At 71.2% G+C, this 12,801-nt stretch carries 10 protein-coding genes; 6 read left to right on the top strand and 4 right to left on the bottom strand.

Annotated elements, in window-relative coordinates; translation table 11 throughout:
* Positions 1–68 precede the first annotated feature (68 nt).
* The 3 genes from ACFW16_RS10445 to ACFW16_RS10435 all read left to right on the top strand — a co-directional run bounded on the left by ACFW16_RS10445 (position 69) and on the right by ACFW16_RS10435 (position 4,576).
* Complete coding sequence (locus tag ACFW16_RS10445) at positions 69–2,459, top strand: TonB-dependent siderophore receptor (protein WP_380304527.1); 2,391 nt, start codon at positions 69–71, stop codon at positions 2,457–2,459.
* Positions 2,459–3,574 (top strand): ABC transporter substrate-binding protein, encoded by a 1,116-nt coding sequence (locus tag ACFW16_RS10440; protein ID WP_380304526.1) that lies wholly within the window; start codon positions 2,459–2,461, stop codon positions 3,572–3,574. The genes ACFW16_RS10445 and ACFW16_RS10440 overlap by 1 nt, the downstream gene beginning before the upstream one ends.
* 132 nt (positions 3,575–3,706) lie before the next feature.
* A complete protein-coding gene (locus ACFW16_RS10435) occupies positions 3,707–4,576 on the top strand; it encodes a phosphotransferase family protein (RefSeq protein WP_380304524.1) in 870 nt (289 codons plus the stop codon).
* Between the two features lie 15 nt (positions 4,577–4,591).
* On the opposite strand, the gene ACFW16_RS10430 is transcribed toward ACFW16_RS10435, so the two are convergent.
* Both ACFW16_RS10430 and ACFW16_RS10425 read right to left on the bottom strand, forming a co-directional pair.
* Entirely contained in the window at positions 4,592–4,939 is a 348-nt protein-coding gene (locus ACFW16_RS10430; RefSeq protein WP_380304522.1) for a hypothetical protein, read from the bottom strand.
* 110 nt (positions 4,940–5,049) lie between these two features.
* Positions 5,050–5,331, bottom strand: coding sequence for a hypothetical protein (locus tag ACFW16_RS10425; protein WP_380304521.1), 282 nt, complete (start codon positions 5,329–5,331; stop codon positions 5,050–5,052).
* 256 nt (positions 5,332–5,587) lie between these two features.
* On the opposite strand from ACFW16_RS10425, the gene ACFW16_RS10420 reads away from it, so the two are divergent.
* Together ACFW16_RS10420 and ACFW16_RS10415 are read left to right on the top strand one after the other, a co-directional pair.
* Entirely contained in the window at positions 5,588–7,315 is a 1,728-nt protein-coding gene (locus ACFW16_RS10420; RefSeq protein WP_380304519.1) for an ABC transporter ATP-binding protein, read from the top strand.
* Positions 7,312–9,075, top strand: coding sequence for an ABC transporter ATP-binding protein (locus tag ACFW16_RS10415; protein ID WP_380304517.1), 1,764 nt, complete (start codon positions 7,312–7,314; stop codon positions 9,073–9,075). The genes ACFW16_RS10420 and ACFW16_RS10415 overlap by 4 nt, the downstream gene beginning before the upstream one ends.
* Before the next feature lie 10 nt (positions 9,076–9,085).
* On the opposite strand, the gene ACFW16_RS10410 is transcribed toward ACFW16_RS10415, so the two are convergent.
* Positions 9,086–10,237, bottom strand: coding sequence for a trans-sulfuration enzyme family protein (locus ACFW16_RS10410; RefSeq protein WP_380304515.1), 1,152 nt, complete (start codon positions 10,235–10,237; stop codon positions 9,086–9,088).
* 22 nt (positions 10,238–10,259) lie between these two features.
* Entirely contained in the window at positions 10,260–11,552 is a 1,293-nt protein-coding gene (purB, locus tag ACFW16_RS10405) for an adenylosuccinate lyase (RefSeq protein WP_380304513.1), read from the bottom strand.
* A 338-nt stretch (positions 11,553–11,890) separates the two neighbouring features.
* Here purB and ACFW16_RS10400 point away from each other — a divergent pair, with 338 nt between their 5' ends.
* On the top strand, positions 11,891–12,517 hold the full coding sequence (locus tag ACFW16_RS10400) for an FMN-binding negative transcriptional regulator (protein ID WP_380304511.1): 627 nt from the start codon (positions 11,891–11,893) through the stop codon (positions 12,515–12,517).
* Positions 12,518–12,801: the final 284 nt, after the last annotated feature.

The following is a 12,801-nucleotide window of genomic DNA, read 5'->3' as shown; positions in this document are numbered from 1 at the left end:
ATTCGGGCGCGACGCGTGGGATGATGATGCAGAGTGATCGGACGGCCTTGCCGGGCAGGGCGCGCAGGATGTCGGGCGGCTTGGCCGTGGTGCTGCTGGCGTGCACGGCGCTGGCGTCCGCCGCGGCCTTTGGCCAGGCGGAGACCGAGGTGGCTCAGGCAGCGCCCGCAGTGCGCTTCGATATCCCGGCCGGGCCGCTGGCCGCCGCCCTGGCGCAGTTCGGCGACGCCGCCGGGCTGCAGCTGCTGTATCCGGCGGATCTGGCGCGCGGCCTGACCTCCCCCGGCGCCACCGGCGCGATGTCGCGCAACGAGGCGCTGCGCCGCCTGCTGTCCGGCACCGGCCTGACCTGGCGCTTCACCGGCGCCGACACGGTGACGCTGGAACGGGTGCCCAGCGGCGATGCGGCCGGGGGCGGGCTGGCGCTCGACCCGATCATCGTCACCGGCGCCGGCGGCAGCGCCTGGGGGCCGGTCGACGGCTATGTGGCCGAACGCAGCGCCACCGGCAGCAAGACCGACACACCGCTCCTGGAGACCCCGGCATCGGTCTCGGTGATCGGGCGGACGCAGATGGAGGACCAGGCGATCCGCACGGTGGATGAGGCGCTGCGCTATTCCCCCGGCATCCGCACCCAGCCCTACGGCACCGACACCCGCTTCGACTGGTTCTTCATCCGCGGCTTCCGCGCCTATCAGGACGGGCTGTTCCGCGACGGGCTGTCGCTGTTCTCGACCGCCCTGGCCGGCTGGCGCGCCGAGCCCTACGGGCTCGAGCGGATCGAGATGCTGCGCGGCCCGTCCTCCTTCCTCTATGGCGGCGGCTCGCCGGGCGGCCTGGTCAACCTGGTCACCAAGCGGCCGCCGGAGGAGACGCTGCGCTCGGTCGAGGCCGGGATCAACGAATACGGCAGGGCCTATGGCGCCTTCGACATCGGCGGCCCGCTGGACGACCAGGGTGAATGGTTCTACCGGCTGACCGCGCTGGTCCATTCCGGCGGCACCGAGACCGAGAAGGCCGAGGATTTCCGCGGCTTCATCGCGCCCAGCCTGACCTGGAAGCCGAACGAGGACACGACGCTGACCATCCTGGCCAGCTACCAGCATGACGACCTGAACCAGGCGGCGGGCTTCCTGCCCTATGTCGGCACGGTGAAGCGGGCCGGCTTCGGCCGCATTCCGCGCGACCTGTTCACCAGCGAGCCGGGCTACGACACGTTCATCCGCAACCAGGCGATGATCGGCTATCAGCTGGAGCACCGCGTCGACGACACCTGGACCGTGCGGCAGAATTTCCGCTACGCCCATCTCGACCTGTTCCACGACGGCATGTTCGGCGTCGGCTATGCCGATGCGGCCCAGACCCAGCTGGCCCGCCTCAACTACCAGACCCGGCCCGAGGTCAATTTCGTCACCGTCGACAACCAGGCCGAGGCGCGCTTCGACACCGGGCCGCTGCAGCACACCATGCTGTTCGGGCTGGACTACAAGCGCTACCAGATCGACGACGATCAGGCGTCCAGCCTGACCGCGCCGCTGGACCTGGTCCATCCGCGATACGGCCAGGATCCCGGCCCCTCGGCGCGCTACATCCTGAACCGGCAGGTGATGAGCCAGCTCGGCGTCTATGTGCAGGACCAGATCAGCTGGGACGACCGCTGGTTCCTGACCGCGACCGGCCGTTACGACTGGGTCTCCTCCGACGTCGACGACCACCTGACCGACACCAGCACCAGCTCGGACGACGGCGCCTTCACCGGCCGGATCGCGCTGCTCTACAAGTCGGATCTCGGCCTCGCCCCCTATGTCAGCTATGCCACCTTCTTCAATCCGGTGGTCGGCACGAATGTCTACGGCCAGCCCTTCAAGCCCGAGACCGGCGACCAGATCGAAATCGGGGTGAAATACCAGCCGGAGGGGATGCGCAGCTTCATCACCGCCGCGGTGTTCGACCTCCGGCGCGAGAACACCACCACCGCCGACCCGGACAACATCCTGAACCAGGTGCAGACCGGCGAGGTGCGCTCCCGCGGTGTGGAGCTGGAGGCGACCGCCAGCCTGGCGGACGGGCTGGACCTGATCGCCTCCTACACCCGCTACGAGCTGGAGATCACCGAGAGCAACGACGTCGACAAGGGCAAGGTGCCGATCGGCGTGCCGCAGGAGCTCGGCTCGCTGTGGCTCGACTACAAGGTCCTGCACGGCCGGTTCGAGGGTGTCGGCCTCGGCGGCGGCGCGCGCTATGTCGGCGCCAGCTGGGCCGACGCCGCCAACACGCTGAAGGTGCCGGCCTCCACCGTGTTCGACGCGGCGGTCAGCTACGGCCGCGACAACTGGCGGGTGGCGCTGAACGCCTCCAACCTGTTCGACCGCACCTACGTCGCCGGCTGCAGCGGTCCGAACGCCTGCTACTACGGCGACGGGCGCACGGTGAAGCTGACGCTGGGCTACAACTGGTGATGCGGCGAGGGCTGTGGGCGCTGCTGCTCGTCCTGGCCGCGGCGCTGCCGGCCCGGGCGGAGTGGCCGCGGACGGTCACCGACGTTCTGGGACGATCGGTCACGATCGGGCACGAGCCGCGGCGCATCCTCCTCGCGGAGGGCTTCCAGCTGATCGCGCTGGCGCTGATCGACCCCGACCCCGTGTCGCGGCTGGCCGGCTGGGGCGGCGACCTGGAGAAGCAGGACCCGGCGACCTACGCCCTGTTCAAGGCGCGCTTTCCGGCAGTGGCGGAACTGCCGGTGGTCGGGCTCGGCAGCGGCGAGACCTTCTCGATGGAGAAGGCCCTGGCGGTGGCGCCGGACCTCGCGATCTTCAGTGCCTGGCAGGCGGCGGCGACCAGCCCCGAGGCCGTGGCCAAGTCCTTCGAGCAGGCGGGCATCCCGGTGGTCTTCGTCGACTTCTACCAGTCGCCGCTGACCCACACCGTGCCCAGCCTGCGTCTGCTCGGCCGGGCGCTGGGGCGCGAGGCGGCGGCCGAGGCCTTCATCACCTTCAGCGAGGCGCGGCTGCGCCGGATCCGCGACCGCATGGCAGGCGTCGGGCCGGGGCCGCGGGTGATGCTGCACGCCTATCCCGGCCTGTGGCCCTGCTGCTGGTCGGCCGGCAGCGGCAGCCTGGGCGAGGTCATCACGCTGCTCGGCGGCCGCAACATCGGCGCCGACCGGTTCCCGACGCCGAATGGCGGCCAGCTGGACCCGGAATACGTGCTGGCGGCGGATCCCGAGGTCTACATCGCCACCGGCCTGCCGCAGCTCGACCAGCCCGGCAGCATCAGCATCGGCAGCAGCGTGGATGCGGCGACGGCGCGCGGCCGGCTGCGGTCGGTGGCAGCGGAGCCCGGCCTGGCCGGTCTGTCGGCGATGCGGCGGGGCCGGGTGCATGCGCTGTGGAACTTCTTCAACGGCGGCCCGCTCAGCATCGTCGGCATCGAGGCGATGGCGCGCTGGATCCGGCCGGAACTGTTCGGCGACCTCGACCCCGCGGCGACGCTGGCGGAGATCAACCGCCGCTTCCTGGCCGTGCCCTTCGCCGGCACCTACTGGGTCAGCCTCGACCCGGCCGCAGGACCTTGACCTTCGCCCGGCTCAGCCCATGCCGATCCCCATGCGGACCGCGCCGCAACGGCGGGATGCCTCGATCATCGACCCCTCCCGCGAACGTCGTTTCCGTGATACTGGCGGCCCTGCGCTTCACGGGAAAGCCCGATGACGGATATCGATCGGTATCGCGCCGCGATCCTTCACGCCGCTCCGGACCTCGCGGCGTCGGACTTCCGGCTGCTGGCGGAAAGCTGGGATTCGACGGCGGTCGAGGCGGATGGCCGGCTGGTCTTCAAATTCCCGCGTCACGAGGCGGCGGCCCGGCGGCTGCGCAAGGAAGCGGCGCTGCTGGCCGTGATCCGGCCCGCCGTGTCGCTGCCGGTCCCCGATCTCGTGCTCGAGGAGGGACCGCCCCTGTTCTCCCGGCACTCCAAGATCCCCGGCGATTATTTGCTGACGGAGCACTACGCCGAACTTCCCGAGAAAGCCCGGCGGCGGCTCGCCGAGGATCTGGCGGGGTTCTACGCCGAGCTGCACGGGCTGGATCTCGACCGGATGGCGGCGGCCGGCGCCGAGCCCGAGTCCTGGGGAACGGCGGAGGAGATCGGTGCGAAGGCGCTGCCGGCGCTGACGCCGGAGCTGCGCCCGACGGCAGAGCGGTTGCTCGCGGCCTATGACCGGTTGCCGCCCGATCCGCACGGGACGATCTACGGCTTCTTCGACGGGCATGGCTGGAACATGGCGTTCGACCACGACCGGCAGCGGCTCAACGGCATCTACGACTTCGCGGATTCGGGCATCGGGCCGCTGCACCAGGAGTTCGTCTATTCGAGCTTCGTCTCGCCCGACCTCACCGCCCGGCTCGCGGCAGCCTATGAGCAGTTGACCGGGCACATGCTCGACCGCCGACGGATCGCCATCCTTACCGGGGTGCACCGCCTGTGGGAGCTGGGCGAGCTCGCCGATGATCCCGAGCATGTGCCGCTGATGGTCCGCAGCTTCGCGGACTGGGCCGCGACGGCGGAGCGCTTCTAAGGCCTGTCCGGACGGTCAGAGTACCGGCCGGCCGGGGGCCCCGACGCGGCCGGCCCGTACCGGCGCGACGGCCAGCGGCCGGTACTGGCCGATCAGCAGCGCCGCCTGCGTCCGAAGCGGGTCGCTGAGCTGCACCGCGCCGCGGTCCATCTCCTCGGTGACCCGGAACAGCAGCCGTTCGATCGTGTCGAGGTGCTTCGTCCGCAGCGTGCCGGCGACATGCGCTTCCCGGCGCCTGGGGTCGAGCAGCACGTCGTAGAGGGCATCGAGATGCTCGACCAGCGTGGTGGCGGCGGCGATCGAAGCCTCGCCATCGGTCGAGGTGAATCGGATCGGTGGAACGATGCGCGTCGGCCGATCCATAATGGGACCTCCCCGGAAATCAATGGTTCACGATCCCTTGGATCGTGACATTTGGCAACCTCCGAAGCGAATGCGGGCGGATAATTTATCTTACGGATTTTTCAGGGATTTTAGCGGCTGTCGAGGTATCGCGTCTGAAACGCCGAGAGATCGCGCTGGAAGCTGGCGAGACTGTAGTCTCCGGCCTCGGGGGGAGGGACGCGGTCCTGCAGGATCGCGTGCAGAATGCATTCCTGGGCCCGTCCCAGACTGCCGTGCCGCGCCGCCTCCAGGGCCAGGCAGATCCATGCCGCCTCGTCCGGGCTGGGCGGAAATCCGTCCTCCCAGTTCTGGCCCTGGATACGGAGCCAGAAGTGCAGAGTCTGCGCAAGGCTCCGGCCATCGTTCATCATTCGGTCTGCCGTCAGCATCATCTTCACAAAAGACACGGGCGGCCGATTTGTTCCGGTCGGACGTAACAACCTGTCCGTGAGAGCGAAACGGAATCACCTCGGCGATCCGACCACATCGGAGTGGCCGTTTTGACGAGGAAAATGCGATCAACTCTCATTTGCATTTCTTGATTGACTCAATGACCGCCGGTCAGTCATCAATGATCAGCCGACTTCGCGGAAGCGGCTTCATCGGGTTGCGGAGGCATTGGCCGTCATGATGATCAACCGGACGATGCTGTCCCTGGCCGGGCCGGTCGGGGGCGAGGTGGCGCTGGGCGCCGGGCTGGGGCTGGCCGTCACGGCGGCCAATCTCGGCCAGGGCGTGCTGCTGGCGCTGGTCGCGGGCGGGTTGCTGCAGGGGCAGGGGATGGCGCCGGTCTTGCCCTGGATCGGGCTGCTGGCCGGCTTGGTGCTGCTGCGGGCGGGGCTGGTCTGGCTGGCCGAGCTTGCGGCCCAGCGCGCCGCCCAGAGGACCAAGCTGGCGCTGCGCCGCCGCCTGTTCGAGCGGCTGCTGCAGCTGGGCCCCGGCTTCGCCACCGAACGCCGGACCGGCAAGATCCAGGCGACGCTGGTCGGCGGGGTCGAGGCGGTCGAGGCCTATGTCGCGCGCTACCTGCCTGCGGTGATCGTGGCGGTGCTCGGGCCGACCGCGGTGCTGGCCTGCCTGGCCGTTCTGGACCTGACCTCGGCGGCGATCCTGGCCGTCTTCGTGATCCTGGCGCCGGTCGCCAACTCGCTGTGGCTGGCCTGGCGCATGCCGCGGTCGACCGGGATCTTCGCGGCGATGGCTGTGTTCGGCGCCTTCCTGCTCGACGGCATCCAGGGGCTGGTGACGCTGAAGGCGTTCAACGCCGTCGGCCGGCGGCGGCAGGAGCTGTCGGCCCATGCCGCCCGGCTGCGCCGGGAATCGATGCGCGAGCTCAGCGTCACGCTGATGCGCGACGGCGTGACGACGCTGTGCTCGCTGGGCGGCGTCGCCGCGGTGCTGGCCTGGGGCGCCTGGCGCGTCTCCGCGGGCGAGCTGGCGCCGGTGGCGCTGCTGACGGCGCTGTTCCTGGCGCGCGAGGCGTTCCGGCCGATCGAGCGCATGGACCAGGCGCTGCACGCCGCCTGGGCCGGCATCGGGGCGGGAAAGGAGATCGTGGCCCTGCTGGCGGCGCGGCCGGCGGTGGTCGACGCGCCGCGGCTGCCGACCCCGGCGCCGCTGGCCGCCAACATCGCCTTCGACCGCGTCGGCTTCGCCTATGAGGGGGCGGAGGGCCCGACGCTGGACGATGTGTCGCTGCGGGTGGAGGAGGGGGAGATGGTGGCGCTGGTCGGCCCGTCCGGCGCCGGCAAGTCGACCGTCGTCGCCCTGCTGCTGCGCTTCTTCGACCCGGCCCGCGGCGGCATCCGGGTCGGCGGCATCGACATCCGCGACCTGCCGTTGGCGGCGCTGCGCGAGCGCATCGCCGTGGTGTCGCAGGACACCCATCTGTTCCCCGGCACGGTCGCCGACAACCTGCGCATCGCCCGGCCGGAGGCGGGGCTGGACGAGCTGGTCGAGGCCGCCCGCGCCGCCAACGCCCACGACTTCATCCAGGCCCTGCCCGAGGGCTACGACACCGAGGTGGGCGAGCGCGGCGCGCTCCTGTCCGGCGGCCAGCGCCAGCGCATCGCCATCGCCCGGGCACTGTTGAAGGACGCGCCGATCCTGGTGCTGGACGAGGCGACGTCGAGCGTCGACGCCGCCAGCGAGCAGGCGATCCAGGATGCGCTGGAGCGGCTGTTCCGCAACCGCACCACCCTCGTCATTGCCCACCGCCTGTCCACCATCCGCAAGGCCGACCGCATCCTGGTGCTCGACCAGGGCCGAGTTGTGGAGGAGGGGCGGCACGAGGCGCTGCTGGCGGATGGCCGCCGCTACGCCCGCCTCGCCCAGGCCCAGGGAGCCGTCGCATGACCACCGTGGAGCTGACCGCCCCCCGCTATCGCCTGCGCGACCTGCTGCCGGTCGCCGCCCGCCGGCCCGCCGGGCTGGTCCTGACTGCGCTGTGCGGCACGCTGGCCCAGCTCGGCATGCTGGCGACGCTGGCCACCGGCGCCTGGCTGGTCGGCGGCGCCATCACCGGCACGGCCGGCCCGATGCTGCTTCCGGCCGCCTGGGGCCTCGCCGCCGGGGTGCTGGTGACGGCGCTGGCCCGCTGGGGCCAGTCGTACTTCGGCCACGACTTGGCCTTCGCCCTGATCGAGCAGCTGCAGCTCGGCCTGTTCGACGGGCTGGAGCGCGCGGCGCCCGGCTATGTCCTGGGCCGCCGCACCGGCGATCTGGCCGGCACCGCCACCGGCGACGCCGAGATGCTGGAGAGCTTCTTCGCCCACCTCCTCGGCGACTACGTCGGCGCCGCGCTGGTGCCGCTGGCGGCGCTGGCCGCGCTGGCGCTGGTCCATCCGCTGCCGGCGCTGGTGCTGGCGCCGTTCCTGCCGCTGGTGGCGTCGATCCCGTTCTGGCTGGCGCGCCGCGCCGGGCAGCAGGGCGAGGCGCTGCGGATGGAGCTCGGCCATCTCAACGCCGAGGTGGTGGAGGGCGTGCAGGGCCTGCGCGAGCTGGCGATCTTCGGCCATGGCCGCCGCTATCTCGACCGGCTGATGCGGCGGACACCGGATCTGCACGGCCACCAGCTGCGCTACGGCGCCCGGGCGGGGCTGGAGGCCGCGGCGATCGACATCCTGCTGGCGCTGGCCGTTCTGGCGGTGCTGGCCACCGGCGCCAGCCTCGTCGCCGAGGGTGCCCTGCCGATGGCGCTGTTCCCGCTGGCGCTGGTGCTGGCCGGGGCGGCGCTGGCGCCGATCACCCAGGTGACCGAGACCGGCCGCCAGCTCGGCGCGCTGCAGGCGGCGACGCAGCGGGTTCTGACCATCCTGCACCAGACGCCGCAGGTGGAGGATCGCGGCCGGGTGCGGCCGGAGGAGGCGCTGGCGCCGGAGGTCCGGTTCGAGGGCGTGGCGTTCGGCTACGACGCCGAGCGCGGACACGTGCTGCGCGGCTTCGACGCCGCGATCGCCGCCGGCGAGACGGTGGCGCTGGTCGGCCGCTCCGGCGCCGGCAAGAGCACCTGCGCCAGCCTGCTGGTGCGGTTCTGGGACCCGGCGGCCGGGCGCATCACGCTGGGCGGCCACGACCTGCGCGACCTGCCGCTGGCGGAGCTGCGCCGGCGCGTCGCCATCGTGCCGCAGGACGTGCATCTGTTCGACCTGCCGGTCGCCGACAACATCCGCCTCGGCCGGCCCGAGGCGACGGAGGAGGAGGTGCGGCAGGCCGCGCACCTGGCCCAGGCCGACGGCTTCATCCGCGCCCTGCCGCAGGGCTACGGCACGTCCTGCGGCGAGCGCGGCGCGCGGCTGTCCGGCGGCCAGCGCCAGCGCATCGCCATCGCCCGCGCCTTCCTGCAGAACGCGCCGGTGCTGGTGATGGACGAGGCGGTGTCGAACCTGGACACCGAGAGCGAGCAGGCGCTGCAGGCGGCGGTGCGCGAGCTGCGCCGCGGCCGCACCACCCTGGTCATCGCCCACCGCCTGTCGACCATCCGCAGCGCCGACCGGATCCTGATGCTGGAGGGCGGCCGCATCGTCGAGGCCGGCCGGCACGAGGAGCTGCTGCGCCGCGGCGGCGCCTATGCCCGGCTGGTCGCGGCCGCGGTCGACGGCGTGCTGGAGGCGTGAGGGGCCGCCGTCAGGCGACGGCGGCCCGCAGCGCCTGGTCCAGGTCGGCGATCAGCTCGGCCGGATCCTCGATGCCGGCGGAGAGGCGCAGCAGGTCGTCCGGCACCGGGCTGGTCGGGCCCTCGACGCTGGCGCGGTGCTCGATCAGGCTTTCGACCCCGCCCAGCGAGGTGGCGCGCTTCCACAGCTCGACCTTGGCCGCCGTGGCGATCGCGGCCTGGGCGCCGGCCCGGACCCGGACCGAGAGCATGCCGCCGAAGCCGCCCTGCATCTGCCGGGCGGCGACCGCGTGGCCGGGCGCGTCGTCCAGGCCGGGATACAGCACCGCCGAGACCAGATCGTGCCCACGGAAATGCTCGGCGATGGCCAGCGCCGTGGCCGAGGCCTGGCGCACCCGCGGCACCAGCGTGCGCATGCCGCGCAGCAGCAGCCAGGCCTCGAACGGGCCGAGCACGGCGCCGTTCTGGGCCCGGATGCGCTTGATCCGCTGCCAGGTCTCGTCATCGCGGGCGGTGGCCAGCGCCCCGGCGATGACGTCGGAATGGCCGTTCAGGTATTTGGTCGCCGAATGCATCACCAGGTCGGCGCCCAGCGCCAGCGGCCGGGTCAGCACCGGCGTCGCGACGGTGGAATCGACAGCCACCCGCGCCCCGGCGGCGTGCGCCGCCTCGGCCACCGCGGCGATGTCGGTGACCGTCCACAGCGGGTTGGCCGGCGTCTCCAGCCACACCAGCTTCGTCTCGCCCGGGCGCAGCGCGGCGCGAACGGCGTCGAGATCATGCGTGTCGACCAGCTCGACCTTCAGCCCCCAGCGGGTGGCCTCGGTGACGAGCCAGTTGCGCAGCGACCAGTACATCACCTTCGGCGCCAGCATATGGTCGCCCGGCGCCAGCGCCAGGAACACAGCGGTCGCCGCGGCCATGCCGGAGGCGAAGACGGCGGCGCCCGCCGCGCCTTCCAGCGCCGCCAGCACCGCCTCGGCCTGGTCATAGCTTGGGTTGTTGTCCCGGGCGTAGATCCGGCCGGACCGGTACTGGTTGTCCGGATCGCGGATATAGGTGGAGGAAGGGTGGATCGCCGGGGTGACCGCCTTGGTCACCGGGTCGACCCAGCCCAGCGCCTGCGCCGCGATGCTGGCGGCCGAAAGCTTGCTCTTGTCCATCTTGCCGCCCCCCGGAGCGGTATCAGGCGGCCGCGAAGACGCGGGCGAAGATGTCGTCGACGTGCTTGGTGTAGAAGTCGTAGCTGAAGGCGTGCGCCAGGGTCTCGCGCGGGATCGTGACCTCCGGGTCCTCGGCCAGGCGGTCGAGGAAGCTGCCGCCCTCGTGCCACACCTTCATGGCGTTGCGCTGAACCAGCAGATAGGCGTCCTCGCGGCTGACTCCGGCCTGGGTCAGCGCCAGCAGCACACGCTGCGAGAAGACAAGCCCGCCGAGCGATTCCAGATTGACCTTCATCCGCTCCGGATAGATCAGCAGCTTGTCGATCACGCCGGTCAGGCGCGACAGGGCGAAATCGAGGGTGACGGTGGCGTCGGGGGCCTGCATCCGCTCGACCGAGGAATGGCTGATGTCGCGCTCGTGCCACAGCGCCACATTCTCCATCGCCGGCACCACCGCGGCGCGCACCAGCCGGGCCAGGCCGGTCAGGTTCTCGGTCAGGACCGGGTTGCGCTTGTGCGGCATCGCCGACGAGCCCTTCTGGCCCTGGTGGAAGAACTCCTCCGCCTCGCGCACCTCGGTGCGCTGCAGGTGCCGGATCTCGATGGCGAGGTGCTCGATCGACGAGGCGACGACGCCGAACACGGCGAACGCCATGGCGTGGCGGTCGCGCGGGATCACCTGGGTCGACACCGGCTCGACCTGCAGCCCCAGCTTGTCGGCGACGTAGCGCTCGACGAAGGGATCGACCGAGGCGAAGGTGCCAACCGGGCCGGAGATGGCGCAGGTGGCGATCTCGCGCCGGGCCTGCATCAGCCGGTCGCGGTTGCGGCGGAAGGCGGCCCAGTGGCCGGCCAGCTTCAGGCCGAAGGTGGTCGGCTCGGCATGGATGCCGTGGCTGCGGCCGACGGTCAGGGTGTGCCGGTGCTCCTCCGCCCGCCGCTGCAGTGCCGCCAGCAGCCCGTCGACATCGGCGATCAGCAGGTCGATCGCCTGGGACAGCTGGATCGACAGCGTGGTGTCCAGCACGTCCGACGAGGTCATGCCCTGGTGCACGAAGCGCGCCTCAGGCCCGACATACTCGGCCAGGTTGGTCAGGAAGGCGATGACGTCGTGCCGGGTCTCGCGCTCGATCTCGTCGATGCGCTCGACATTGAAGTTGCCGCGCTCGCGCACCGCCTTGACCGCCGTCTCGGGGACGATGCCCAGCTGCGCCATCGCCTCCAGCGCCGCGACCTCGATGTCCAGCCAGATCCGGTACTTGTTCTCCGGCTCCCAGATCCGGGTCATCTCGGGGCGGCTGTAGCGGGGGATCATCGGCATGGTCCAGATGGGGGGCAGGGGAGGGGCTGTCGGGGGCCGGTCTCCCTCTCCTTGTCATTGCCGGGCTTGACCCGGCAATCCAGAAGATGTCGAGACCCTCTGGATGCCCGGGTCGAGCCCGGGCATGACAGTTGAGAGAGACCTGCCCCAATGTTCTGCGGCCGGATATAGCAGCAAGGGCCGGCATGGCGGAAGCGCGCGGCCCTGCCGAAGGCGCATGCCGCCGCTGCGCGTGCCGGAATTGGACCGGCCGTTCCGGGCCGATTGGCCCTGGCGGCCAGTCCGATTCATCGCCATCTGTTCGCCATCATCCTGCTGCCAGGCCCAATGCCATGTATGTCCCGCCCGCCTTCCGGGAAGACCGGACCGAGATCCTGCACACTGCCATCCGCGAGGCCGGCCTGGCCACGCTGGTCAGCCTCGGGCCCGACGGCCTGGTCGCCAGCCACGTGCCGATGCTGCTGGACGCCGAGGCCGGGCCGAACGGCACGCTGTACGGCCACCTCGCCAAGGCCAATCCCCACGCCGCCGGCGGCGTGGCGGGGACGGAGGCGCTGGCGATCTTCCAGGGCCCGGAGGCCTACATCACCCCGTCCTGGTACGAGACCAAACGCCAGACCGGGAAGGTGGTGCCGACCTGGAACTACGTCGCGATCCATGCCCATGGGCCGCTGGAGATGTTCAACGACGCCGACCGGCTGCTCGATCTGGTGACCCGCCTGACCCGGCGGCACGAGGGCGGCCGGGCGGCGCCCTGGGCGGTCAGCGATGCGCCGACGGATTTCGTCCGCGGCCAGCTCAAGGGCATCGTCGGCTTCGCCCTGCCGATCGCCCGGCTGGAGGGCAAGTGGAAGATGAGCCAGAACAGGCCGGCCGCCGACCGCCTGGGCGTGGCCGAAGGCCTGCGCGGCGAGGGGCGGCCCGAGGTCGCGGCGCTGGTTCCGGTCGACGAAGGCTGAGATAGGACAGGCGATCGAGAAGGCCATGTCAGTCTTCGCGTTGCCTTTCCCACAAGCGAGACCCTTTCAGGATTCGATTGCTTGAACCGACGCATGCCTTCCGCTCTCCCTCTCCCCCTGCGGGAGGGGGAGCGTGGAAAGCCGGGCAGGCTGGTGATGCATTCGTAGGTTGGGTTCGCGGCAAGCGAAGTAACCCTCCGCCGGAGGCCGCCTTTGCGGGTTTGTCGGGTTGACCGAGGCTGAAGCGTTGGTTGACAGCGGCGGTGGTGGGAAGTGTCCACAAG

The organism is Inquilinus sp. NPDC058860 (genome assembly GCF_042743185.1).
Taxonomy (GTDB): Bacteria; Pseudomonadota; Alphaproteobacteria; order DSM-16000; family Inquilinaceae; genus Inquilinus.
Note: the sequence above shows the minus strand (reverse complement) of the source record. Positions and strands in the feature narration are given on the sequence as shown.